The 25,877-nt window shown below is 40.8% G+C and carries 25 protein-coding genes; 11 read left to right on the top strand and 14 right to left on the bottom strand.

Going from position 1 to position 25,877, the window contains the following annotated elements:
* Both JWQ85_RS12390 and JWQ85_RS12385 read left to right on the top strand, forming a co-directional pair.
* The coding region (locus tag JWQ85_RS12390) for a cysteine desulfurase family protein (RefSeq protein WP_299468361.1) at positions 1–1,065 on the top strand (1,065 nt) is incomplete at its 5' end.
* A gap of 78 nt (positions 1,066–1,143) precedes the next feature.
* The gene (locus tag JWQ85_RS12385; protein WP_299468359.1) at positions 1,144–1,434 is read left to right on the top strand and encodes a hypothetical protein; all 291 of its coding nucleotides are present in this window, start codon (positions 1,144–1,146) and stop codon (positions 1,432–1,434) included.
* 372 nt (positions 1,435–1,806) lie between these two features.
* On the opposite strand, the gene accD is transcribed toward JWQ85_RS12385, so the two are convergent.
* Positions 1,807–2,685: an acetyl-CoA carboxylase, carboxyltransferase subunit beta gene (accD, locus tag JWQ85_RS12380; protein WP_299468365.1), complete on the bottom strand. Its 879-nt coding sequence runs from the start codon at positions 2,683–2,685 to the stop codon at positions 1,807–1,809.
* Between the two features lie 288 nt (positions 2,686–2,973).
* On the opposite strand from accD, the gene fbaA reads away from it, so the two are divergent.
* The 4 genes from fbaA to JWQ85_RS12355 all read left to right on the top strand — a co-directional run bounded on the left by fbaA (position 2,974) and on the right by JWQ85_RS12355 (position 7,524).
* Entirely contained in the window at positions 2,974–4,053 is a 1,080-nt protein-coding gene (fbaA, locus tag JWQ85_RS12375) for a class II fructose-bisphosphate aldolase (protein WP_299468357.1), read from the top strand.
* Between the two features lie 81 nt (positions 4,054–4,134).
* Positions 4,135–4,635, top strand: coding sequence for a low affinity iron permease family protein (locus tag JWQ85_RS12370; protein ID WP_299468355.1), 501 nt, complete (start codon positions 4,135–4,137; stop codon positions 4,633–4,635).
* Positions 4,601–5,026, top strand: a complete 426-nt coding sequence (locus JWQ85_RS12365; protein WP_299468353.1) for a GNAT family N-acetyltransferase — start codon at positions 4,601–4,603, stop codon at positions 5,024–5,026. Before JWQ85_RS12370 ends, JWQ85_RS12365 begins: the two co-directional genes overlap by 35 nt.
* Positions 5,027–5,142: 116 nt before the next feature.
* Positions 5,143–7,524 (top strand): ABC transporter permease, encoded by a 2,382-nt coding sequence (locus JWQ85_RS12355; protein WP_367186208.1) that lies wholly within the window; start codon positions 5,143–5,145, stop codon positions 7,522–7,524.
* Between the two features lie 29 nt (positions 7,525–7,553).
* On the opposite strand, the gene JWQ85_RS12350 is transcribed toward JWQ85_RS12355, so the two are convergent.
* The 8 genes from JWQ85_RS12350 to JWQ85_RS12315 form a co-directional block, all read right to left on the bottom strand.
* Positions 7,554–8,135: a hypothetical protein gene (locus tag JWQ85_RS12350; protein ID WP_299468352.1), complete on the bottom strand. Its 582-nt coding sequence runs from the start codon at positions 8,133–8,135 to the stop codon at positions 7,554–7,556.
* A gap of 84 nt (positions 8,136–8,219) precedes the next feature.
* Positions 8,220–9,077: a hydroxymethylglutaryl-CoA lyase gene (locus JWQ85_RS12345; protein ID WP_299468350.1), complete on the bottom strand. Its 858-nt coding sequence runs from the start codon at positions 9,075–9,077 to the stop codon at positions 8,220–8,222.
* A 3-nt stretch (positions 9,078–9,080) separates the two neighbouring features.
* Positions 9,081–10,394, bottom strand: a complete 1,314-nt coding sequence (locus tag JWQ85_RS12340; RefSeq protein ID WP_299468348.1) for an NAD(P)/FAD-dependent oxidoreductase — start codon at positions 10,392–10,394, stop codon at positions 9,081–9,083.
* A gap of 95 nt (positions 10,395–10,489) precedes the next feature.
* Entirely contained in the window at positions 10,490–13,483 is a 2,994-nt protein-coding gene (gene secDF, locus JWQ85_RS12335) for a protein translocase subunit SecDF (RefSeq protein ID WP_299468346.1), read from the bottom strand.
* Positions 13,484–13,597: 114 nt separating this feature from the next.
* A complete protein-coding gene (locus JWQ85_RS12330) occupies positions 13,598–14,080 on the bottom strand; it encodes a dihydrofolate reductase (RefSeq protein ID WP_299468344.1) in 483 nt (160 codons plus the stop codon).
* Positions 14,081–14,092: 12 nt separating this feature from the next.
* Positions 14,093–14,461: a type II toxin-antitoxin system death-on-curing family toxin gene (locus JWQ85_RS12325; protein WP_299468342.1), complete on the bottom strand. Its 369-nt coding sequence runs from the start codon at positions 14,459–14,461 to the stop codon at positions 14,093–14,095.
* Entirely contained in the window at positions 14,458–14,646 is a 189-nt protein-coding gene (locus tag JWQ85_RS12320; RefSeq protein WP_299468340.1) for a hypothetical protein, read from the bottom strand. Before JWQ85_RS12320 ends, JWQ85_RS12325 begins: the two co-directional genes overlap by 4 nt.
* 23 nt (positions 14,647–14,669) lie before the next feature.
* Entirely contained in the window at positions 14,670–15,491 is an 822-nt protein-coding gene (locus JWQ85_RS12315) for a thymidylate synthase (RefSeq protein ID WP_299468338.1), read from the bottom strand.
* Positions 15,492–15,644: 153 nt separating this feature from the next.
* Here JWQ85_RS12315 and ispE point away from each other — a divergent pair, with 153 nt between their 5' ends.
* Complete coding sequence (gene ispE / locus JWQ85_RS12310) at positions 15,645–16,448, top strand: 4-(cytidine 5'-diphospho)-2-C-methyl-D-erythritol kinase (protein WP_299468337.1); 804 nt, start codon at positions 15,645–15,647, stop codon at positions 16,446–16,448.
* 40 nt (positions 16,449–16,488) lie between these two features.
* Here ispE and JWQ85_RS12305 read toward each other — a convergent pair whose 3' ends face one another.
* The 4 genes from JWQ85_RS12305 to tgt all read right to left on the bottom strand — a co-directional run bounded on the left by JWQ85_RS12305 (position 16,489) and on the right by tgt (position 20,832).
* Positions 16,489–16,773 (bottom strand): hypothetical protein, encoded by a 285-nt coding sequence (locus JWQ85_RS12305; protein ID WP_299468335.1) that lies wholly within the window; start codon positions 16,771–16,773, stop codon positions 16,489–16,491.
* 856 nt (positions 16,774–17,629) lie between these two features.
* Positions 17,630–18,586: an EamA family transporter gene (locus JWQ85_RS12300; RefSeq protein ID WP_299468333.1), complete on the bottom strand. Its 957-nt coding sequence runs from the start codon at positions 18,584–18,586 to the stop codon at positions 17,630–17,632.
* Positions 18,586–19,701 carry an LptF/LptG family permease gene (locus JWQ85_RS12295; protein WP_299468331.1) on the bottom strand — a complete coding sequence of 372 codons (1,116 nt, stop codon included), beginning with the start codon at positions 19,699–19,701 and terminating at the stop codon, positions 18,586–18,588. Before JWQ85_RS12295 ends, JWQ85_RS12300 begins: the two co-directional genes overlap by 1 nt.
* Positions 19,702–20,832 (bottom strand): tRNA guanosine(34) transglycosylase Tgt, encoded by a 1,131-nt coding sequence (gene tgt / locus JWQ85_RS12290; protein ID WP_299468329.1) that lies wholly within the window; start codon positions 20,830–20,832, stop codon positions 19,702–19,704.
* Positions 20,833–21,416: 584 nt separating this feature from the next.
* On the opposite strand from tgt, the gene JWQ85_RS12285 reads away from it, so the two are divergent.
* The 4 genes from JWQ85_RS12285 to rsmG all read left to right on the top strand — a co-directional run bounded on the left by JWQ85_RS12285 (position 21,417) and on the right by rsmG (position 24,675).
* Positions 21,417–21,779: an endonuclease domain-containing protein gene (locus JWQ85_RS12285; RefSeq protein ID WP_299468327.1), complete on the top strand. Its 363-nt coding sequence runs from the start codon at positions 21,417–21,419 to the stop codon at positions 21,777–21,779.
* Between the two features lie 565 nt (positions 21,780–22,344).
* Positions 22,345–23,463: a glycosyltransferase gene (locus JWQ85_RS12280; protein WP_299468325.1), complete on the top strand. Its 1,119-nt coding sequence runs from the start codon at positions 22,345–22,347 to the stop codon at positions 23,461–23,463.
* The gene (locus JWQ85_RS12275; RefSeq protein WP_299468323.1) at positions 23,454–24,059 is read left to right on the top strand and encodes a sigma-70 family RNA polymerase sigma factor; all 606 of its coding nucleotides are present in this window, start codon (positions 23,454–23,456) and stop codon (positions 24,057–24,059) included. Before JWQ85_RS12280 ends, JWQ85_RS12275 begins: the two co-directional genes overlap by 10 nt.
* Positions 24,049–24,675 (top strand): 16S rRNA (guanine(527)-N(7))-methyltransferase RsmG, encoded by a 627-nt coding sequence (gene rsmG / locus JWQ85_RS12270; RefSeq protein WP_299468321.1) that lies wholly within the window; start codon positions 24,049–24,051, stop codon positions 24,673–24,675. The genes JWQ85_RS12275 and rsmG overlap by 11 nt, the downstream gene beginning before the upstream one ends.
* A 9-nt stretch (positions 24,676–24,684) precedes the next feature.
* Here the strand turns inward: rsmG and JWQ85_RS12265 are convergent.
* On the bottom strand, positions 24,685–25,877 hold a 1,193-nt coding region (locus JWQ85_RS12265; RefSeq protein ID WP_299468319.1), incomplete at its 5' end, for an energy transducer TonB.

The following is a 25,877-nucleotide window of genomic DNA, read 5'->3' as shown; positions in this document are numbered from 1 at the left end:
ATGGAAAACCAGTTTGGTAACCCTTCATCCATACATTCGCATGGGCGCGAGGTGCGTACGTTAATAGAACGTTCACGCAAAACAATAGCTGGTTTGTTGCATACATCGCCTGCCGAGATCTTTTTTACCAGTGGTGGTACCGAGGCTGATAATATGGCGATCCGTTGTGGTATTGTAGATCATAAACTTACACATGCTATAACTACTAAGCTGGAGCATCATGCAGTTTTACATACATTGCAAGCCATGCAAAAAGCAGGGACTATCAAATTAAGCTATGCTGATGTTGATAGCAAAGGCAATATTGATTACGATCACCTTGAAACTTTGTTGAAAGATAACGAACGTAGCTTTGTATCCATAATGCATGCCAATAATGAATTAGGTACACTTAATAATATTGAAAAAGTGGGTGAGCTTTGCGAAGCTTATAATGCCATGTTCCATAGTGATACAGTACAAACTGTTGGCCATTACAAACATGACCTAAGCAAGCTTAAATTACACTTTATGGTTTGCGCGGCGCATAAATTACATGGCCCAAAAGGGGTAGGCTTTTTACATATCAACCATAAAATTAAAATTAACCCGATGATATACGGGGGCGCGCAAGAGCGTAATATGCGCGGCGGCACCGAAAACGTTTATGGCATAGCCGGCCTTGCAAAAGCGCTTGAAATGGCTTATACCGAAATGGATCAGCATCAAAACTATATTCAGGATTTAAAAAGCTATATGAAAGCAAAGCTGGAGCAGGATGTTCACGGCGTAAGCTTTAATGGCGAAACGGATCCGTCTAAAAGTTTGTACACTGTGCTGAATGTATCGTTCCCTGAAATGGAAATGTCGGATATGTTGTTGTTTAACCTGGATATAGCAGGTATTTCGGCATCTGGTGGCAGCGCATGCAGTTCGGGAACAGATATTGGCTCACATGTGTTAACTGCAATAGGGGCAAGCCCGGACAGGCCATCGGTTAGGTTCTCTTTCTCTAAATATAATACAAAAGAAGAGGTGGATTATACTGTGGCTAAGCTGAAAGAACTGTGTATGGTAAACGCATAATTTGCAAAAAATTTCCATTTTGTTAAAACATGGCCGTGTTTTTGATTGTTTATTAATTAACAATTAAAAACTAATACTATGGAACCCAACGAAAGCAATCCGGAGTATACTCCGAACACCAATCCAAACGAAACTCCTGAAGAACGCGAGTCAGATAATGAAGGCACAGGATATCGTCAACAAAATGAGCAGGAACAGCAGCAGGACGGTAACGATGCGTCGTACAGCGAACAAAACGATGTTACCCCACCCAGTCAGCATGAATTTCCGTCTGAGGGTGCTGCAACCAAAACAGATTTTACCAGCCGTAACCAGGGCCGTACAACCGGCCGTATGGTAGGGCATGAGCCGGGCACAGAGGGGATATAAGCGGGCAGATCCTCTGAAGCCTACGCTTTTAAAGCGTTTTAATAAAAAAGGCCATTCGTAAAACTAACGAATGGCCTTTTTGTATTTAAACGGTTTTTATAAATTGCAAAATGAATTTCGAAATGTTATTTCATTTGCCGTTTATCCTGATTATGGCATTTATATTTCATAGTCTTTCTTATAAAATTAGAGATAGGATTACCGGGCCATTTTTGTATTATTCTTTACTTTTTATTGTAAGCACTATCGTTTACCTTCTGCTATTTGCTGGTTTGGTTTATATCACAGTTGAAAGTTCGCCGTTTTAATATGTGTGTAAACAAAAAAGTCCTTTGCTACAAACAAAGGACTTAAATAAAATCTATTTTTGAATTAAGCCTGTGGCTCGGTTACTTCTTTTGAAGGTGCCGGTGCCAGCATTTTAAGGAATGATGCCAGTTTTTCTTTCATTTCCCTACGGTCAACTATAAAATCAAGGAACCCATGCTCCTGCACAAACTCGGCGGTTTGGAAACCTTTCGGCAGATCTTTTTTAATGGTTTCTTTAATAACACGCGGGCCTGCGAAACCAATTAGTGAGCCCGGCTCGGCTATATTAATATCACCAAGCATTGCGTATGATGCGGTAACACCACCAGTAGTAGGATCAGTCAATAAAGATATATACGGAACCTTTGCCTGGCTCAATAGCGCCAATTTAGCCGATGTTTTAGCCATTTGCATTAATGAAAATGCGGCCTCCATCATACGGGCACCGCCTGATTTTGATATCATCAGGAACGGAACTTTATTAGCAATGCTGTAATCAATAGAGCGTGCTATTTTTTCGCCCACTACAGAACCCATAGAACCACCTATAAAGTTAAAGTCCATACAGGCAATAACCAGCTCTTGTCCGTTCATTTTACCATGAGCAGCGCGTATAGCATCAGTTAAACCAGTTTTATTTTGTGTTTCTTTTAACCTGTCGGTATATTTTTTGGTATCTGTAAAGTGTAATGGATCGCCCGAATGCAGGTTGGTAAACAATTCTGTGAACTGGTTATCATCAAACAAAACAGAAAAGTATTCTTTTGAACCAATGCGTAAATGGAAGCCACAGTAGTGGCAAACGTATTGGTTTTCAACCTGTTCAGAGTAATGTAACGGTTTCTTACATTGAGGGCATTTGTTCCAGATGCCGTCGGGGGCTTCTTTTTTTTCCTCAGTAGTCGTAATTATCCCTTTAATTTCTCGCTTAAACCACGCCATGTCTATTTCTAAGTCTTTCAAGTACTGCAAAGAAACAAAAAATATCACAACAAGTTTGTAAATGTTAATAGAAGTTAACGTTGAGGTAACGATTTTTGTTGAGGAGTAAAATGTGAAATTATGGAAAGATATATGGGCAGGTAAGTGTAAAAAAGACACTATTGGTTTATTCTTTATAGCTTTTCTTAACAATTATTAGTTTTTATAACCGCTTTAATATCTAAAACTTTCACAATCATATAGGTAAAACCCGGAATTTTTATAACTTCGAGCCCCAAACATACGCTCATGGATTTAAAAAATATTAAAGGTGTTCTGCATGGTGACCAAGTGCAGGAACTATTTGAAGCAGCTAAAAAACATCAGTTTGCTTTGCCTGCGGTAAACGTAATAGGCACAAATACTATTAATGCTGTAATGGAAACTGCTAAAGCGGTTAATTCTCCGGTAATTATTCAGTTATCAAATGGCGGCGCGCAATTTTACGCGGGTAAATCATTAGATAACTCAAAATTACAGGCCTGCATTTTAGGTGGTGTATCTGCCGCTAAACACGTGCATTTATTAGCCGAGCATTATGGTATCGCTGTAATTTTACATACCGACCACGCTGCTAAAAAGTTATTGCCGTGGATTGATGGTTTGTTAGAGCATGGCGAAAAATTCTTTGCTGAAACAGGCAAGCCATTGTTTTCATCACACATGCTTGATCTTTCTGAAGAGCCTATCGAAGAAAATATTGAAATATCTGCTAAATACTTAGAGCGCATGGCCAAAATGGGCATGACTGTTGAAATTGAACTGGGTGTAACCGGTGGCGAAGAAGACGGTGTAGATAACTCTGATGTAGATAGCTCTCGTTTATATACCCAGCCCGAAGAAGTGGCTTACGCTTACGAAGAACTTTCTAAAGTTAGCCACCGTTTTACAATTGCTGCTGCATTTGGTAACGTGCATGGTGTATACAAACCGGGTAATGTTAAATTACAACCGGTTATTCTGCATAACTCACAAGAATTTTTGAAACAAAAGCATAACCTTACTGACGCGAAACCAATCAACTTTGTGTTTCACGGTGGTTCTGGTTCAAGCCAGGAAGAAATTCGCGAAGCGATCTCTTACGGTGCTATAAAAATGAATATTGATACCGATATGCAATTTGCATTTTGGGAAGGTATAAGAGATTATTATCAGGCAAAAGAAGGCTATTTGCAAACACAAATAGGCAGCCCTGATGGTGACGATTCTCCGAACAAGAAATATTACGACCCACGCGTTTGGTTGCGTAAAGCCGAAGAAAGCTTTGTAAAAAGGCTTACCGAAGCTTTTGGCGATCTTAACTGCATTGATGTAAACAGCAAGCTGTAAGCAGTAGCTAATCAGAATAAAAAACCGCCTCTGTTATAAACATTGGCGGTTTTTTTGGGTTATTATGTAAATTTGTTAGCTATGGCCAAAAAGAAAAACAATTTATTCGAAAAGTTTGCAAATTGGGCAACAGCCGCAACTGGTAGCTCTGCAGCATTTGTAATTGCAATAACTACTATTGTAGTGTGGCTGATAACTGGGCCGGTATTTAATTATTCAGATACCTGGCAGCTTATTATTAACACAGGTACAACCATAATTACATTTTTAATGGTGTTCCTGATCCAAAAAACGCAGAATAAAGACTCGAAGGCCATTCATTTAAAATTGAATGAACTATTAGCATCACATCAGGGGGCGAGTAACCGTATGGTTGATATTGAAAACCTGACCGAAGTGGAACTGGACCAGTTGCATAAATTTTATGTAAGATTATCTGCCCTGGCCGAACAGGAAGACGACCTAACCTGTACACACTCCATTGATGCTGCCGATGAAAATCATCAAACTAAACAAACCGGCTTTAAATCAAAACCGCATTACCAACATGCCTTCAAAAACAGAAGTAAACAAAGTAAGTAGTCCCGCCGACCTTGAAAAAGTATTTGCCGTAAGGCGAGAAGTATTTGTAGGCGAACAAAATTGCCCACCCGAACTGGAGTGGGAGTTTGAAGACGAATCTACCCATTTTTTAGCCACTGTTGATGGCGAACCTGCCGGCGCATCACGCTGGCGCAAAACCGATAAAGGCTACAAGCTGGAACGTTTTGCCGTATTATCAAAATTTCGAGGCCATGGTGTAGGTCAGCAACTTGTAAAGGCTGTTTTGGTCGATCTGCCTGCTGACGCGAACTATATTTACCTGCATGCCCAGATCCAGGCTGTAACACTTTACGAAAAATTTGGCTTTGAAAAAACAGGCCCCGAGTTTGAAGAAGCGGGGATAAGGCATTATAAAATGGTGAAACACTAACAAAGCTCAAGGTCGATATTAAACGAGCTTTACCAAAATGAGCATGTTCTTCTAATCAGGATAGCCTTATCAGTATCTGTTGTCATTATTAAATTGGTTTAAAAAAAAGGAATACTGTGAATAAATTAGACTTCAAAATCGCATTTCGAACCTTTTTAAAAGGCAAATGGTATAACATTTTAAATATTACCGGCTTAGCTTTAGGCTTGGCGGCATTTATATTTGTTACGCTATATGTTGATAATGAAACCAGCTATGATAAGTGGAACAAAAACTTCGGCCGTGTTTATTTAGTGGAAAGGGAAATGCCTAATGGTCCATCTCCCTATACGCCCGGCCTGTTAGCGGCTGCAATAAAAAGTCAGTGCCCGGAAGTTGAAGAAACAGGAAGGACGAATACAGCCCTATTTCAGATTCCGTTTTATACATCATCGGGAAGGTTTCTGATCAAAAAATGGGTTGGTGCCGATTATTCCATCGCCAAAATATTAGGCATCAAACCTAAGGGGTTCAAATTGGATCCAAACAGCGCCACACCTACCACTTTGCTGTCAAAGGAAACATCCAACGTGCTCTTTCCCGGCAGTGGTTCTATTCTAAACAAAACGGTAAACATGATATCAAAGTCGGGGATGCCTTTTACTGTTGCAGGAGTAGTTGAGGATGTACCCGGTAATACTAATTTCAAATTTGACTGTATCGGATTTTCGGGAGATATTACTTCAGGGAAAGACCAAAGCTACGCCACCCAGATCTATCAAACATATTTACTGGTAAAGCCTAATGCTGATATTAATCTGCTTTCCAAAAAAATAGATAATATATATAAAAAGGCCGCATTGGCGGATACCAGTCAGGTAGCCAGGGAAGCAATCAGCCGATCCGATGCGCCAGCCATATATTTAGACCCTTTAGAAAATCTTCATTTAAAACCGCATTACGGCTCTCATGTAAGTAACCAGATAGTAAATGGCCTGATCATACTGGCTATAATAATCCTGATTGTAACCGGCATTAATTTTACGAACCTTTATATTTCTCAAGCTAATAAACGTTCAAAAGAAGTTGGCATTAAAAAAGTAAACGGCATCATAAAAAGAAAAATAGCGTTTCAGTTTATGCTGGAAATATTTATTCAATGCCTTGTTGCCCTTGTTGTTGCTTTTGGTATAGTAATTATAGGCTTGCCTTATTTTAATCAGTTATTAAGGGTCAACCTGTTAATTTCAGGTATTAATTTCACTATAATAGCTCAACTGGCCCTTACTTTAATCTCACTTACCTTACTGGCAGGGATTTACCCGGCTTTAGTTATGGCAGGTTTTAAACCGGCCGATGTATTAAGAGGAGATCAGTTTTCAAACGGAGGAAAGTTTTCCTGGGTGAGAAATTCAATAACAGTGCTTCAGTTTACTTTTGCTATTGTTTTTGTTATAACTCTGGTTGTTATTAACCAGCAGGTTACCTTTATGAAAACTGAAGATGCTGGTTTTACAGCTAAACAGGTTGTATATATAGATAATTTGGGGTTATACAACAATCCCAAAAAATTCGAATCGGTACGGGACCGGATAAAAGCTATACCCGGTGTAAAAAATGTTACCGTTGTTTCTAATGTTCCGGGGGGGATAATCCCTGTTTCTAACGAATATTCTGTTCAAAGTAAAGCATTGTCTATGAATACCATAGGTGTTGACTACGAATATTTTGAAACGTTAAATATCAGATTAAAAGAAGGCCATGTTTTTTCTTCACTTTCCTCTGGAGATTCTGCGACTGCGGTAATAAATGAGGCTGCAGCAAAGCTAATGGATTTAAAGCACCCTATTGGCACAGCTATAAATGGCTGTGGCGGGAGGTATAAAATAATAGGTGTAACTAAAAATGTGAAAGCTTATGGGTTTGAGGAGAACATTCAGCCAACCATCTACTTAATGAACGATCATTGCGGATTATCTAAAACACAAATTATGATAAGTGCCGAAAATAAGGCAATACCAGCAATGCTGACAACTTTAAGCCATCAATGGAGCGACATCAATAAACTTGACGGGGATAATTTCAATTATCATTTTCTTGATGAATTATATGGGCGGCTTTTTATAAAGCAGGAGCAATTGCAAACCGTACTTATTGTTTTTTCTGTTTTAGCAATATTTATTGCCTCACTTGGCTTTTTTGCTTCAGCAGCAAATGCTATTCGTTTACGTATGAAAGAAATTGCGATCAGGAAAGTATTCGGTGCAAGGGGAGACCAATTAATGGTAATTTTGGGCAGGCCGTTTTTCTATATTGTTTTAATTGCAAATCTTATTGCCTGGCCTGTTTCATTCTTAATTTCAAATAAATGGTTAGAAACTTTTGCCTACCGGGTACATATTTCCATTGTGCCGTTTGCAATTGCTCTTGTTATTTCAATAGCTATAGTTGTTCTTACGGTTTGTTTGCAAATTGTTAGAGCAGTTAGATTCAATCCGGCAGTTAAATTAAAAGTATAGGGTTTCGAAAATAAGTCAGCACCACTACGTTAATTCTTATACTCAAACCCTTTTACAATTTCGCTTAGTTTAAGCCATACCTTATTAGTATAATGTTTTGGTGAAAGTTCGTACATTAAAGCCGAATGATTAGTGTGGGGATAATTACGAGCATGTATTTTCACATAAAATTCGATCGGTTTTCCGGTTAAGAAATTTAAGGTTGATATTGTTCCCTGGTAAGTTTCCTGATCATCCTTCATAACTTTTATTTTTTGAAACTTTGCTTTTGTGAAGTTACCAACCGGCTTTATTTTACTATTGCTTCTGTATAATCCATTAAAATATTCAGCCATATAGTTTTGCAAAACCTTGTTATTTAATTGAGGCTTGCCCTCAATAAACCAAAGAAAAGTGTACGACCAGTAGTCGTTTTTTGAGGCATTATTCCAATCAGGTGTAAAGCGTAACTCTTCCATCCCTTTAAAAGGAATGCCTGGTGCAAAGCTGATAGGAAACGGTATTTTTTCGCTTCCCCGTTTAGCGGGCAGGGGCAGCGTATAAGGGGTTTGCTGGCAAAAAACTTTACCGCAAATAAATACAATCAGCAAGGATAATATGGCCTTTTTCATGATGAGATTTAATTACATAAAGCTATACATGAAATTGGCTACTGGTTGTTAATTACTGTTAAAAAAAATTAAAGGGGATAATTCTTATCCAAACACTTTTCCGGAATAATCCATGGCTTCGCTTAGTTTATCTAAATTAAGCCCCAGGTTGATGTTTTGGTGCAGGAGGTACGCTATTAGGTTTTCGGTAGCGATGTTGCCTGTAAGCTCGTCTTTGGCCATAGGGCAGCCTCCGTATCCTTTTAATGCGGCATCGAACTTTTTACAACCGCTTTCATAAGCCGCGGCCACCTTTTCCTGCCAGGTATCTGGTGTTGAATGCAGGTGTACGCCAAATTCTGTTATCTCAGAAAGTTTGGTTAGGGCAGGGTACAGACTGGTGATCTGTTGGGGTGTGGCCACGCCGATGGTATCAGACAGGGCAATGTATCCAATCCCCTCGTCAATCATCTTTTGCGCCCAGTGCTGAACTATTTCTGTGTTCCATTCATCCCCGTAAGGGTTACCAAAACCCATTGATAAATAAATTAACAGGCTTTTATTGTTTGCTGCGCACAATTCGTTTATGCGCTTTACATTGTCAAATGCCTGCTCAATGGTGGTGTTGGTATTACGCAGCTGGAAAGTTTCGGAGATGGAAAAAGGATAGCCTAAATAAGCTATCTCTGGGTGGATAACCGCATCTTCGGCGCCCCTGTAATTAGCTATAATGGCCAATAACTTTGAACGGGTATTATCCAGATCGAGCTTGCTTAAAACCTCGGCAGTATCCCGCATTTGCGGTATGGATTTGGGCGATACAAAACTGCCGAAATCAATAGTATCGAAGCCTACCTGTAAAAGCAGGTTAATATATTCGGCTTTAACGTTGGTAGGTACAAAATCATGCAGGCCCTGCATGGCATCGCGGGGGCATTCGGTTATCTTTATATGTTCGGCCATTGATTAATCAGGTTTTGAAACTTGCTCGTCTTTTTTTATCAGTTCTTCACGTTCAAAATTACGTATAATCAGCCTGCTGCCGCCATTGTAAGTTATATAGCTGGCCACCCAATTAATAAACACAATAACACGGTTACGGCCCCCCATAAGCGATATCAGGTGCACAAACATCCATATCAGCCAGGCAAAGAATCCCTGGAATTTTAGTTTCCCCAAATCGGCAATAGCCTTGTTGCGGCCTATAGTTGCTAACGAGCCCTTGTCGTTATATTTAAACGGAACGGTTTGCTCGCCTTTTATTAAACGATAAATGTTTTTGCCGGTTGTTTCGCCCATTTGTATGGCAACCTGCGCAACACCCGGGTGGCCTTTTGGGGTTTCGTCTGTTATCATAGCTGCCACATCGCCAATGGCAAATATATTAGGGCGGCCAACCATGCGGCAAATTGTATCAACCTTAATACGGTTGCCGCGCTCAATGCTGTCTTTTGATATCCCATCGGGTACTACCCCCATTACGCCTGCAGACCATATTACGTTTTTGGTGAAAATGCTTTTACCGCCTTCAAATTTTATCTCGTGGCCATCATAACTCTCCACTTTTACATTCAACAACACCTCAACACCCATGCTGTGCAGAAAATCTTGCGCGGCTTTTGAGCCCTCGTCAGAAAAAGGCCCTAAAACCTTTGGAAGAAAGTCTACCAGGTAAACCTTCATTTCATCTTTTACCAGTTCGGGATAATCTTTGTTAAGAACATGGTTGCGCAGTTCCGCTAACGCGCCTGCAAGCTCTACGCCGGTAGGGCCGGCACCTACCAATACGAATGATAGGTATGGCGCGCGATCTTCCTTAGAGGGCTTTAAAATGGCTTCCTCAAGGTTCTGTAGCACAAGGTATCGGAGGTTTAATGCCTCTGGGATAGATTTCATGGGCATGGCATAATGCTCAATCTCTTTATTGCCAAAAAAGTTGGTGGTTGATCCTGTTGCTATCACCAGGTAATCGTACACTATTTCGCCGATAGTAGTTACAACTGTGTTTTTTTCTGTATCAATACGGGTAACCTCGGTATTGCGGAAACGAAGGTTCTTTTGCCCGTCAAAATTCTTACGTAACGAGAATGCTATAGCCTCGGCCTCTAAACTACCTGTGGCCACCTGGTATAGCAATGGCTGAAAGGTGTGGTAATTATGCTTATCGATAAGGATAACTTCCACAGGCTTATCTGCAAGTTGCTTGGCTACCTGCAGGCCGCCAAAGCCGCCGCCTATAATAACTACCGTTGGGAATTTTGATTGATCAGTAGGGTTCATGATGCAATTTAAATTTATATGATGCTAAGCGTATAGTTGTAAAACAAAAAAGGCTCCAAATGTTCTTTGGAGCCTTTTAATTATAGGAGATTTTTTTATCTCAGGCCTTTCTTTCCAAAGTCGATGATAACCGGTGTGGCTACACATATCGATGAATAGGTACCAAAAATAACACCTATTAACAATGCGAACGAGAACCCGCGGATAACATCACCACCAAAGATGAATAATATCACCAATATTAAAACTACAGTAAATGCAGTGATAATAGTACGGCTTAATGTATTGTTAATTGCATGGTTAATAACCTCTTTAGGGTCATCAGTTTTTGCATGGTGCAATTCAAGGAACTCGCGGATACGGTCAAACACTACCACGGTATCGTTAATTGAATAACCAATAACGGTAAGCAATGCTGCTATAAACGCCTGGTCGATATCTAAAGAGAACGGAAGGATATCTTTAAATAACGAGAAGAATGAAAGCACCAGCAATGAATCGTGCGCGGTAGCGATCATCGCACCTAAGCTGAATTGCCATTTACGGAACCTGATCAATATATAAGCAGAGATGACAACGATAGCCAGTATGATTGTCCACTTAGCCGAAGCCTTAACTTCGTTAGCTATTGTAGCTTCAACCTTTTGGTGCGCTTCTATCTGTTTTGCTTCAATTTTTGTAGCCGGGTTGGTTGCCAATGCTTTAATTAAGGCAGCCTGTACTTTACTATCTGCATCAGGCGAATTATCGTTAATAAGATAGTTGGTATTGATACTCATCTTATTATCAGTGCCATAAGTTTTAACCTCGGTACCACGGCCAAGCGTTGCATCGATAGCATCGTGGATCTGCCCGGTAGTAACAGGGCTGGTAAATTTAATAATGTAAGTGTGTCCACCACCAAAATCAACACCGTAGTTAAAGCCGCGTGTTACCATCGATACTAAACCGGCAGCAATGAATATACCAGAGAAGGCATAAAATTTGAAACGGTTTTTAACGAACGCGTAGTTTGCGTTTTTGAAGGTATGTGAGCTCCATGGGCGAGAGAATGTGATATCCCAGTCTTTCTCAAGCATAAATTCGAATATCAACCTCGAAATTAACAATGAGCAGAACAAGGTGGTAACGATACCGATCATTAAAGTAGTTGCGAAACCTTGTATTGGGCCCGAACCAAATAAGAACAATATAACACCTGTTAAGAATGTACTGATGTTGGCATCAAGGATAGAAGGTAAAGCATGTTTGAAACCGTCGGCAACCGCAATACGGATAGATTTGCCTAAAGCAAGCTCTTCACGTACACGCTCGTAAACCAATACGTTGGCATCCACAGCCACACCCAGTATCAAAATGATACCCGCTATACCCGGAAGCGTTAATACAGCACGTAAGCTAACCAATACCCCCATAAGGAAGAACACGTTGATCAATACCGCGATAACTGCAACTGTACCTGCGCGTTTGTAGTAAGCTATCATGAAAATTAAGATAACTACTAAACCTAATATACATGATAATAAACCAGCACTAATAGCTTCCTGACCTAATGACGGGCCTACAACAGCCTCACCAATGATACGGGCAGGTGCCGGTAAACGGCCTGCCTTTAATATGTTGGCTAAATCCTTGGTATCTTCAAGTGTAAAGTTACCGCCAGATATTGACGATACGCCACCTGAAATTTCATTTTGAACGTTAGGAGCAGAGTAAACGTTATCATCCAATACAATGGCGATAGCCTTTTTATTAGCCCCAGCAGCTGCTTCGGCAGTAACGGCTTTCCATTTTGCCGCACCTTGCGAGTTCATGTACATGGTAACCTCGTAACCACCTTTTTGTTGGTCTATATCGTTACGGGCATCAGTTATTACGTCACCCGATAACACCGGGCCATTTTCGGCACCAGAAAGTTTAATGGCATATAATTCAAAAACCTTTGTGTTTTTAATAGGTTTAACACCCCAAAGGAATTTCATGTTCTGTGGAACAATCGATTTAATATCGGCGCTGCGCAGGTAGTGGTTTACCTTAGCAGTGTCTTTTTGTGCAGAATAACCAACAGTTGGGCCCTGACTTAATTGTTGCTGTCCGCTCTGATCTGCGTAAGTAACCGGTGATAATACCGCGAATAACGGATTAGCAGCTAACTGCGTTTTATTTAAACTGGCAGAATCTTTATTAACATTATTTTTTAGTTTGTTTAATAACGAACTGGCTTGTTTTGCAGCAGCAGAGGTGTCTTTTGCAGCGGCAGATGCTATAGCCGTTTTTGTTGTATCGGCTTTAACCGTATCCTTTTTAGGAGTAGCAGTTTTGTTTTTAGCAGCCAATATGCCGTTAATGTTATTTAACAAACCGTAAACTTCGGTATTATCATAAGTTTGATAAAACTCAAGCTTAGCAGAACCTTGTAAAAGCTTGCGTACACGCTCCGGCTCTTTAACACCGGGTAGCTCAATTAAAATACGGTTAGTGCTTTTTTGTAACTGGATGTTTGGCTGGGTAACACCAAATTGATCTATACGGGTATGCAATACAGTATATGATTGTTGCACCGCCGTATTTGCCTGGTCTTTCAGATAAGCCTCAACATCGCTGTTTGATGAATTGAACTTTAACTTTTCCTGATTATTGCTGTTTGCAAATATGGCAGCAAGCTTAGCGTTTGGCGCCAGCTTCTCATACTCGTCAACAAAAAGGGTAATGTAATCTTTTTGCTCGGTTACACTTCTTGCCTGCGCATTGGTCAACGCCTGGTTAAAGGCAACATCAGGATTGTTGTTTGATAACGACTGTACAAGCTCGCGTAACGAAATTTGCATAGTAACGTTCATTCCACCCTTTAGATCCAGACCAAGGGCAAGTTCCCTTTCCAGGCAATACTGGTAAGTGTGGTTAAGCACCGGGTATACCGGTAATGTTGAAACAGAATCAAGATAGGCTTTTTCCTTTTCGGGATCGCCCTTAGAATACGCTTTGGCATCATTCTCAACTTTGTGTGCCACCCATGTAAATGAAAATTGGTATAAGCACACTACAGCCAGCAGAATGGCGAAAAATTTAATAACCCCTTTACCTTGCATCGCGAATTAAATATGTAATTAATTAGTTTATAAGCTTTTTAAATAAGACGGCAAATCTAATAAAATTTCACAAGCATGAAATTTTTAATTGAAACAAAATAATAATGGTTTTTGCTATCGACGGTTTAATGTGATAAACGAATAAGGAAGAGGGTTTTTTTCGTCCGGCTCATTGTATTCCCGGCTTACTTCATTCCATTTCAGATAGTCAATCTCCGGAAAAAAGGTATCGGCCTCAAAGTCCTTGTGAATAATGGTCAGATAAATGCGGTCGGTTTTGTCCATTGCCTGGCGATAGATCTCGGCACCACCACCAATAAATACCTCATCTTCGTGGGCGCATAATGCCAAACCGTCGTCTATTGATTTTACCACCTCGCAGCCGGGGATCTGAATGTCCTGCCGGGTCACCACAATATTGCGGCGGTTAGGCAGGGGCTTACCAACCGATTCATAGGTTTTACGGCCCATGATAATTGTACGGCCTGATGTTATCTGTTTAAAATGTTTCAGATCATTTGGCATATGCCAAAGCAACTGGTTGTTTTTACCAATGGCGTAATTTTCTGCGATCGCTACTATTATTGAAATTGTCATTTATTAAAAGTCTTAAGTATTGGTTTTAAGCCATGCTTTAATTTCGTCGAATCTTAATTCGCCTTTGCTTGCCCCAATTACCATTTTATATTTTTCATCCTGGCTTGCTTTCAAGAGTATTCCGTTTTCTCTCAAAATTAAATTCATCAGTACGTATGCAATACGTTTGTTCCCATCCATAAATGGATGATTAATTATCAAGCTTTCTAACAAGGCCGCAGCTTTATCTATCCCGGTAGGATAAAGATCAATATCGTCGAAAGTTGCATAAGGACGGTTTAGTGCTGATTCTAAAAGCGCTTTATCCCTAATCCCTTTACTTCCTCCGAATTTGTCAATTAGAATATTGTGGATGTGGATCGAGGTGTTTAAGTCGATCATTGCGCCAGCTTTTCAAGCAGTTCTTTATCTTCTGCTAAAATTTGTTTCAAATGATTGGTAATTCTAATATTTTCAGCAGGCTGGTGCTGCAACTCTTTTAGAAAACCCAAAACATCAGATAAGGCATCTTCCGGTACTTGGTCAAGCACCTTTTTAATTTCATCCTTTATTTCCGTAGTGGTCATATCCAAATTTACAACTTACAAAATTAAACTGCAACAGCCCCCTTAATATGTGGCCATGGTTCGTAATTCTCTAAAGTAAAATCTTCAAACTTAAATCCGAAGATATCTTTTACTTCCGGGTTTATCTTCATTGTTGGCAACGGCTTTGGCTCGCGGCTAAGTTGCAGCTTGGTTTGCTCCAGGTGGTTGTTGTACAAATGGGCATCGCCAAAAGTGTGGATGAAATCGCCATAGTCCAAATCGCATACTTGTGCCATCATCATGGTAAGTAACGCGTACGATGCAATGTTAAAAGGCACCCCTAAAAATATATCGGCACTTCGCTGATACAACTGGCATGATAGCTTACCTCTTGTTTCGCCTTTAGCCGCATCAGCGGGTTGCACATAAAATTGGAACAAACTGTGGCAGGGTGGAAGCGCCATTTGGTTAACATCGGCAACGTTCCATGCCGATACCATTATGCGGCGCGAATCCGGGTTGTTCTTCAATTGATTTACTACCTGGGTTATCTGATCTATATGGCCGCCATCAGGCTTTGGCCACGATCGCCACTGGTAACCATATACGGGGCCAAGGTTTCCATTCTCATCAGCCCATTCATCCCAGATGCGTACGCCGTTATCTTTTAAATATTGAATATTAGTATCGCCGGTCAAAAACCATATCAGCTCGTGAATGATAGATTTGAGGTGAAGTTTTTTTGTGGTCACCATGGGGAAGCCGTCCTGCAGGTTAAAACGCATCTGGTAGCCAAACACGCTTAAAGTGCCTGTCCCGGTGCGGTCATGCTTTTGCGCTCCATTCTCCATCACATGCTGCATCAGGTCGAGGTACTGTTTCATTCTGAAAATAATTATTGATTTAGTGAATTATTGATTTAGTGATTCAGCCTCCTGATTCACCAGTCAACAAATTTAAATCAGTACAAATAAAAATAATCTATTTTTGGTTTCCTACCGATGTGTATAAATACATGCGGTGTTAATTGAATTTTGATGATAGTATTTCCAAACGCAAAGATAAACATTGGCCTTAACATTATTGCCCGCCGGCCCGACGGATACCATGACTTAGAAACCGTTTTTTATCCGGTGAAAATTAATGATGTGCTGGAGGTAGTAGAGGCCGACAAGTTGAGCTTTGAATCATCTGGTTTGGATATACCCGGCAGGCTGGAAGACAACCTTTGCATTAAGGGTTACCACCTGCTAAAAAAAGACCACGACCTGCCGCCGGTAAAAATTCACCTGCACAAGAATATTCCCATTGGGGCGGGGCTTGGCGGTGGTTCGGCCGATGCTGCTTTTTTCATCAAACTGATGAACGATAAATTTGAACTGGGTTTATCACCTGAGAGGATGGAAGACTATGCCCGGGTACTGGGTGCCGACTGCGCTTTTTTCATCCGGAGCAAACCGGTGTTTGCCTTTGAAAAAGGGGATGAGCTTGAGCCTATCAATCTTGACCTGTCTGCTTACAAAATTGTATTGGTGATGCCAGATGAGCATGTATCAACCGCAGAGGCTTACAGAGGCGTAAAACCGGCCCCAGTTTCAGAATCTTTATACGACCTGATAAAAACGCCCCTTACGACATGGAGAGGGCATATTAAGAACGACTTTGAAGGCCATATCTTCCGCGATCATCCCGTTATACGTGGCGTAAAAGCAGAGCTGTATGAGTATGGTGCGTTATACGCAAGTATGAGTGGCAGTGGAGCATCGGTTTTTGGCATTTTTGAGAACACACCAAACCTGCAAGCCATGGAAGAAAGCAACCAGGTTTTTTACAACGTCTAAGGAGATGAGATTTGAGCAAGCGTCTCAGATCTAAGAACATCTAATCCCTGCTGATGTAATCCCTGTCTTCGTCACTTAGTGTATTTTTATCCTCGCCGGCATGCAGGTCATCGTAGTGTTCGCCGATGTTGTATTTTTTATTTTTTGGCCGGCCAACCAACACGCCCAAAATAAACGCGGCTACCGCCACCGTGGTAAGTACCGCAACTTTTGAGATGCTTTTCTTAACAAACAAAATGGTGAACCATACGGGGTCGGTATTTTGAATAATGAAGATGGTTAGCAGCACCACAATTACAAGTACGAAAATATTTTTAATGCTCATGATCTTCTTCCCGGTTTTAGTTTCTACAATATGCGGTTTTTAAATCTTTTTTAAAAATGGCGATTGCGGGGGACGAGTGATCGGCGAAAAAAAATCTTGACCCTGGCCTGGTGTCGGATACATTGCATAATACCATCCTCTAAAAAAAACGACATCCGTGAAAATCTCCCTCGCCGAATTTTTTCATAACAGGGCGTTTTTTTTCCTGCCAGATTTCAGCTTCCTTTTTCCGGATGTTTTTAATGAAACGCATTTTACTCAGCGTTGATTTTTAAGCCTCAATTTCACTCCAAAAGTTGCGCACTGTATACAAGCTTGCTGCCTACCCCAATTTTTGTAAAATATTCTTCTTGCGGTTCAGTACACTTTCTCTAAAAAATATGGACGTTTAAACAAAGTAAATTTTTACGTTATTTAACACATTGTAAATATCTCATTAATAGCATTATAAATGCTTTATTTATACTCGTAAAAACTAATTACTATTATTATTAGTATTTGTGATTTTTTAAATTATAACTTACATCAAGCTATTGGTTTAATAAACTTTATATATATCTGATTATTAAGTTAATATATTTTACTTGTAAATTAAATATTTACTTATATAAGTTGAAAATGGGTTGTATTTTAGTCGTGTTTATAACTAAATATTCATATTCAGTTCAATACACTTACTGTTTTTAGGATTTGCCCCAGTTTCGCCCGAAATTATTTTGACGGGGAATAACTGCTCTGAAAATTATAATGGCTTATATGGGCTTAAAATGCGAGACATAATGGTGCGCACTTTGCTCCTACCCAGAAATATGAGGGCTATATTGAGGTGAGATCGCAGGAATAAAAAAGAAGTAAATTAGCGGTTACGGCGTTTAACCACCTGCTTTTGGGCAACAGGAAACAGGAAGATAGTAGACAGGATTATTACAGATCCTACCCAAAAACCTACCGACATTTTATTCATATCGCCAAAAAAAAGGAAGGCCATAATGATGCCATATACCGGTTCCAGGTTGGTGATAAGCGCCACACGGAAGGCCGAAAGCTCGCGCATTACAGATACACCGGCAACGTAGGCAAGGGATGTACACACAGTTCCAAGCAGTACCAAATAGCCAATATCAGCCGGCTTGGGGATCGCAAATTCGGCAGGGCCACCAGTGGCCAAAAGGTATATTGTTATCCATAACAGGGCGCCCGATAGCTCGTAAAAAGCAATTACAGGAGCCTCGTGATGCTTTACCTGGCGACTGTTTATGATGGCAAAAAGGCTTGCCAGTACCGCGCTTACCAACCCGGCTATGATACCCTTAGTGTATTTTGTTTCAAATTTAAATATTAAAATTATGCCCAGTACAATGAAAATACCGGCGATAATTTCCATTTTCGAGATGCGTTTTTTGTTGATGATCGGCTCAAAAATGGCGGTAAAAAGTGTGATGGATGAGAGGCAAACTAACGTTACAGGGACGGTAGAAAGCTTGATAGAAGCAAAGAAAAGTATCCAATGGCCACCTACCAAAGCGCCCGTAAGCATCAGTTTTAGCAGCGTATTTCGGTTAACTTTGAACGCTGTTTTGTTAAATTTGAAGTATAAAAACAACGATAAACTGGCAATTAAAACGCGATACCAAACCAAATTTACGGCCGATATTGAGATAAGTTGACCCAAAATTCCGGTAAATCCCCAGATAAAAACGGTAAAATGTAGGATTAAAAGGTTCTTATTAACGCCAGAATTGGTTCCAAAAACGTCTTTTTTCGCCCCTAAATGGGTAGCTTTTTGGTTGTAAGGTGCACCGGGTTCGGTCATTATTTTGGAGCTTTTATAAGAAGGATATAGCCCAATATCCCAAAAATCATGTTAGGCATTAGCACTGCAATTAGCGGTGGGAAGCCCCCTTTAATGGCAAATACCAGGGCAAATTTGTTCACTACAATGTAAGTAAAACAGATGAAAATACCTATCCCCAAAGGCAAACCAACCCCGCCCCGGACCTTTCTTGAGGCTATTGCAACGCCAATACAGGTAAGTACAAATGACGATAATGGCTCAACAAAACGGCGGTATTTTTCAAATAACATGTCGGTAATAACACCTGTACTACGGGTTCTTTCCTTCTCAATTCCTTTGTTCAAAGTGCTTAAAGACATAGCGCCATATATGTTACTTACTACGTTATCATGCGCTTCAAAGTCTACAGGGCGCATGTCTAAAACAGTATCAATGGGCGGTAAATTCATCTTTAAAGCTTCCTTTAAACCGTTCACATAACGTATGGTTGGCATGTTAATAGTCCACCTGTTTTTAAGCGAATCAAACTTAATACTGGTGGCTGTAAGCCGTTCTTTTAGCTCGTCTCCATCAAACTTTTCGAGGGTGAAATTATACCCGGTTTGCAGGGAAGGATCATAGCTTTGCAGATACACAAACGTGCGTTTATCAAGCTGGATATGCACCTCACTTTTAGATGGATCATCATTTTTAAAGAAGTGTGCGCCCTCAAAAGTTACCTTTAATTTATTGGTGAATGGTAAAAGGTAATGGTTTGCAAATAACGATACAGTGAATATTAAGCCGGCCGACAAGGCATACGGCCTCAGGAACCTGTAAAAGCTGGCCTTACTTGTTAAAATAGGCACAATCTCGGTTTGGTTGGCCATTTTTGCCGTGAAAAATATTACCGCCAAAAAGTTAATTAAAGGCGAAAGCAGCATTAAATAGAAGGGTATAAACCCTGCGTAGTAAACAAATATGATCTCGTTTATTGAGGCGTTGTCACCCAAAAAGTTATCGAGGTGTTCAGATATATCAAACACTACCGATATCACCATAAAAATACCCAGCGTAAACACAAATGTGCCCAGGTACTTTTTAATAATGAACCGGTCAATAACGGTTAAATATCGATGCAGAAATGCTCTCATTTATAATCTTTGGCCTAAACGGGTTACCATAATTTTCTTCCAGTCGTAAAACTCACCGCTGATGATTTTATTGCGTGCTTCCTGAACTAACCATATGTAAAAGTGCAGGTTATGCAAGGTAGCGATCTGCGCACCCAGCATTTCGCCACTATGTATCAGGTGGCGTAAATAGGCCTTGGTATAACAAGTATCGGCAAAAAGGTCGCTGTCTATCTCAATAGGCGTAAAGTCGTTCTTCCATTTTTCATTTTTGATATTGATAATGCCGTTTTTGGTGAATAACATGCCGTTGCGGGCATTACGCGTAGGCATTACACAATCAAACATATCAATACCTAAAGCAATGTTTTCTAGTAGGTTAACAGGTGTGCCCACGCCCATTAAGTAACGCGGTTTATGCTCCGGTAATATATTACATACAACCTCTGTCATGGCATACATCTCTTCGGCCGGTTCACCTACCGAAAGGCCGCCAATGGCGTTGCCTTCACGTTCAAAAGAAGCTATAACTTCGGCCGAACGTACCCTTAGATCTTTATATACCGATCCCTGTACAATGGGGAACAGGGTTTGGTTATAATCATACTTAGGTTGGGTGCTATCAAAGCGTTCGCAGCAGCGTTTTAGCCAGCGGTGCGTCATCTCAATAGAGCGTTTCGCGTAATTATAATCGCATGGGTAAGGGGTACATTCATCAAATGCCATAATGATATCGGCACCAATAATGCGCTGTATATCCATCACATTTTCGGGCGTAAACAAGTGTTTTGAGCCATCAATATGCGACCGAAAGGTAACACCTTCTTCCTTTATCTTCCTCACTTCGGTAAGCGAATACACCTGGTAACCGCCGCTATCTGTTAAAATAGGGCCCTCCCAACCGTTAAATTTGTGCAAGCCACCGGCCTGTTCAATGGTGTTTAACCCCGGCCTTAAGTATAAATGGTAAGTATTACCTAATATGATCTGCGCCTTAATGTCGTCCTTCAGCTCGCGCTGGTGAACTGCTTTAACCGTGCCGGCTGTGCCAACAGGCATAAAAATAGGTGTTTGTATAACCCCGTGGTCTGTAGTTACCTCGCCCGCTCGGGCCTTTGAAAGAGGATCTTGTGCTGTTAAATTAAATTTCATTTATCCCCGCAAAATTAACAAAACCGTTTGGCATTGGGCACGGTTAATTGATGGATTGTTAGATTGTTGTATTGGTGACATTGGGGTGTATTGTTTTTTTGTTTATCTATAGGATTGCAGGGGAACAAAGCAATCTTTTAGAGCAATAATCAGGGCGTTGCCTGCGGCCCGGGCTATACGCTGCAACTCCTCATTTAGACTGCTGATAGAAGCAGCCTTTCATTCCGGGGTTTCCGCTTCTATCCCTAACGCAAAGATTTACGTGGCGGCAGGCACTATAATCCGTTGGCTAAAGCCAACGGCAATGAAATTAACCCTCTTTCCGCCGTAGGCGAAGAGAGGGTCGCGCACGTAGTGCCGCGGGGTGAGTAAAATCGTCGCTTTATTAGTTAACTCACCCCGACATCACTACGCTTGTCACCCCTCTCTGCTGGGCAAAGAGGGGGAAGAGAATAAAGAGGTTTTCCCACCCTCTTTCCGCCGCAGGCGAAGAGAGGGTCGCGCGCGTAGCGCCGCGGGGTGAGTAAAATCGCCGCGCATTGCCATATTATTAGTAAATCAAGACGAAATTTGTAACTTTCATCATGCCATCCATAACACAATTATGCCGGGAATTAAGGCAAAAGCAAACACCAACCGAAGCCAAACTGTGGAATATTTTAAGAAACCGGAATTTTCTGGGTAAAAAGTTTTTGCGGCAATACCCCGTTTGTGTTCGATCGGTACTGGGTAAGTACGAATATTATATTCCTGATTTTTATTGCCATGAAGCCAGGTTAGTTGTTGAAGCTGATGGACCGGTCCACCTTTATAAAAAAGAATATGATAAGAATAGAGATATAGTATTAACAAGCCTGGGATTAACTATTTTGAGGTTTAAAAATGAAGAAATAGAAGAAGATTTAGAGAACGTTTTAGAAAGAATTAAACAAAGTTTGCGAGTTTAACTCACCCCGACATCGCTATGCTTGTCACCCCTCTCTGCTTCGCAAAGAGGGGAAAGAAGTTTTTGAAAAAAAGGTAGCACAACCCTCTTTCCGCCGTAGGCGAAGAGAGGGTCGCGCACGTAGTGCAGCGGGGTGAGTTGAATCGCCGCGCATAATCAGTATCGCTTTATTAGTTAACTCACCCCGACATCGCCATGCTTGTCACCCCTCTCTGCTTCGCAAAGAGGGGAAAGAAGTTTTGAAAAAAGGTAGCATAACCCTCTTTCCGCCGTAGGCGAAGAGAGGGTCGCGCACGTAGTGCCGCGGGGTGAGTTGAATCGTCGCTTTATTAAGAATCGCTTTATTATTTAACTCACCCCGACATCGCTATGCTTGTCACCCCTCTCTGCTGCGCAAAGAGAGGAAAGAAGTTTGAAAAAAGGTAGTACAACCCTCTTTCCGCCGCAGGCGAAGAGAGGGTCGCGCACGTAGTGCCGCGGGGTGAGTAAAACAGCCGCTTTATTAAGAAATAGTACTCCGTAATCTCGCTGATTTTTAACAAATTTGCACCTTATCACTAAGGGGTTTGGAAGCTTACATTCAAGAGGCGTTATTTGTTCTATTTCAGCTTTGTTTTATTATTCAGTTGTATTACCTGTTAAGTAATCACAGCAGGCTTACCCGCTATGTACCACGGCAGGAATTACCGGCTGCAACTGTGCCTGTTTCTGTTATTATTAGTGCCCGTAATGAGGCCCGTAATTTAACCGAAAACCTTCCTTATATATTACAGCAAAACTATCCGGATTATGAAGTAGTTGTTATTAACGATTGCTCTACCGATGATTCTGATCTTATTTTGCAGGACATTCAAAGGGAGTTTGCCCACCTTAAAATTGTTACCGTTAACGAACATGTCCGCTTTAAAACGGGCAAAAAATTTGCCCTTACCCTGGGTATTAAAGCGGCTAAGAACGAGCATCTGTTGTTTACCGATGCCGATTGTAAACCGGCCACGCTAAACTGGATAACCCGTATGGCGGCTGGTTTTACCGGCTCCGTTCAAATTGTTTTGGGCTATTCGCCGTATACCCGCACCCGTAATTTCCTTAACCCTTTTATTAGGTTTGAGACTTTAAAAACAGCAATTAATTACCTGTCGGCCGCCTTAAATGGCGATGCTTATATGGGGATTGGCCGTAATTTGGCTTATACAAAATCGCTGTTTTTTGGGGCCAAGGGTTTTGCAATGCATATGCACGTAATGTCTGGTGACGACGATCTGTTTGTTAACCAAAATGCTACACCCGATAACACTGCTATAGAAATTCATCCCGATACCTTTATTTATACTGATGCTAAAACTACGCTGGGTGGCTGGTTCAGGCAAAAAAAGAGGCATATGGGAGTGGGCGCCTTGTATAAAAATAAACATAGGCGCATGTTAAGTTTTGATGCAATTACCGGGTTTTTGTTTTATGTTTTATTTATATTGTGCCTGGTATTTAAATTTGAACCTATATTAGCGTTAGGTGCATTTGTTTTTAGATGGGTATTGCAGCTATTTATTTATCGTAAAGTGTTTAAGAAGCTGGATAGTGGCGATATGTTATGGTCTCTACCTTTATTCGATATGATATATTATATTTATTTAAACGTGTTTGGATTGATAGGTACATTTATTAAAACCACCCGATGGAAATAAATAAAAATTTCACCGAGAATGCAAAGAACGATTTTCATCTGGTAGTAAAGGCAAGGCAGGGCAACCAAAAAGCCTATGCCGATTTGATGCTCCGCTATAAAGATTCTATTTACTTTATGGTGCTTAAGATGGTTAACAACAAGGAAGATGCGATGGATCTGACGGTTGAAACCTTTGCCAAAGCCTTTGAGAAACTGGAAAAATACCAACCGGAATATGCTTTTAGTACCTGGCTGTTTAGGGTAGCTACCAATAATTGTATCGATTTTATTCGCAAAAAGAAGCTGAACACACAGTCTATTCATGGCATGTTAGATGAGGATGGCGATGAAATACCGCTGCAAATAAAATCTGATGGACTAAATCCCGAAGAAACATCCATCAAAAAACAACAAACCGAAGAGCTAAAACTACTGATAGAAAGCTTGCCGATACGCTATCGTAACCTGATAACACTGCGTTACTTTGACGAATTATCATATGAGGAAATTGCCCTGCAACTGGATCTGCCCTTAGGCACTGTAAAGGCGCAATTATTTAGGGCAAGGTATCTGTTAGGTAACATCATTAACCGTTATAATAAGGATGACATCTGATATCCTGATCAAATATTTCCCGGAGATCACTCCCCGGCAGCAAGCGCAATTTGCCCGCCTGCAAGAACTTTATACTTTGTGGAACAGCCAGATCAACGTAATATCCCGCAAGGATATTGATCTGTTGTATGAGCGCCACGTGCTGCACTCGTTAGGTATAGCTAAAGTAATGACCTTTTTGCCTGGTGAAAACGTGCTGGATGTGGGTACAGGAGGGGGCTTCCCCGGTATACCGCTGGCTGTTTTGTTTCCCGAAACGCGGTTCCATTTAGTGGATTCTATCGGCAAAAAAATAAAGGTGGTTAATGAAGTTGCTGCAGCTTTAGGGCTGAAAAATGTAAAAGCGACTCATGCCCGTGCCGAAGAAATAAAGGAGCAATTTGACTTTGTGGTATCGCGCGCGGTTACACAATTGAAAGATTTTTACCCATGGGTGAAGGGCAAGTTCAGCAAAACATCTAAGAATAAATTACCCAACGGGATACTGTATTTAAAAGGCGGTGACCTTACACAAGAAATTGCCGACGCGGGTTTAACCGTTCAGCAATATCATCTCAAAGACTACTTTGAGGAGGAGTTTTTTGAGACCAAACAGGTGATCTACGTAAAAGGGTAGCAGGCAATATTATTTTATAGACCCCGTTATTACAGCCTCTCCTATAAAATTGTGAACATTTAAGTCATCGTCACCCAAAGGTTTTGGTGCATAAAATTTGGTATTATCGTTATTCACTAACATAAAGGTAACCACCATTTTATATTTACCCGGCGCTTTGTTAATGGTATTAGTATAAGTACTTAACGCCCTTGCAGCCTCTTCATCGCAGCGGTAACCTATCCCTTTTTCAACTTTTACGTCGGTTACTTTATGATCCTTATTAATAACCAGGGATAATAATATATGTCCGTTAACATTATTGTCACGAGCTATGGCTGGGTAACGGGCATGTTTTAAAACATATTTTATAAGGTCCTCATAAATAGTTTCAAACGGTGGCGACGGAGGCGGTGGCATATTGTTTACCTGGGCGTTTGCCGGTTTATCTGGTTTTACAACAGGCGGCGGAAACTTTATCTGGTCCTTTACCTTTTTAGCAGGTTTATCAGGCTTTACAACAGGCGGCGGAAACTTTATCTGATCAACCTTCGGCTTAGGCGGGGCAGGTGGCGGCGGCGGAAGTCTTTTCTTACCGGTATCTGTTAAACCTAAAATAGTTGTTTCGCCAACATAATTTGCATCTTTTGCTGTTGAAGGGGTAGGAAAATTAACTTGGTTTTCACCAGGGATAAGAAAGTTAATACCCATCTTATACATACCAGCTTTCTCCTTAATTTGGCCATGATAAGCATTCACAGCGCTTAGGAGAGCTTCATCAAAACCCGCGTTATGTATCCCGGGGTTAGCTAAAAATTTTACATTGCTTATTAAACCATTGCCATCAATGTTAATACCAATTATAAAACCTCCCTGTATTTTTTTAGCAAAAGCGGCTTTTGGATATACAGTTTTGATACTTATAAAACGGCTAAGATCCCTGAATGATTCTTTTGAGATACTTGGCGGCGGTGGTGGCGGCAGTAGTTTCTTCATAGAATCTGCCTGAACGCCGGTTACTATTTCTACCTTCATCCCATTTTGCAGCAGCTCGGCCTTATCAATATCGGTTAAGGTTTTAGCCCTGTATATTTTCTGGAGGCCTGTTTTAGCGTCTGTTACCAACATAATATCATTTATCACCGAAATGTTGGTCTTAACATTTGTAACCTTTAAGGCGTATTTCGCGCTATCTATAGCGGGTTTAATAGCAGCCTGAGCCT

Origin of the sequence: Mucilaginibacter sp., from assembly GCF_028288105.1 — a bacterium.
GTDB lineage: Bacteria > Bacteroidota > Bacteroidia > Sphingobacteriales > Sphingobacteriaceae > Mucilaginibacter.
The sequence above is the reverse complement of the archived record's forward strand: the minus strand, read 5'-3'. Positions and strand labels throughout refer to the sequence as shown.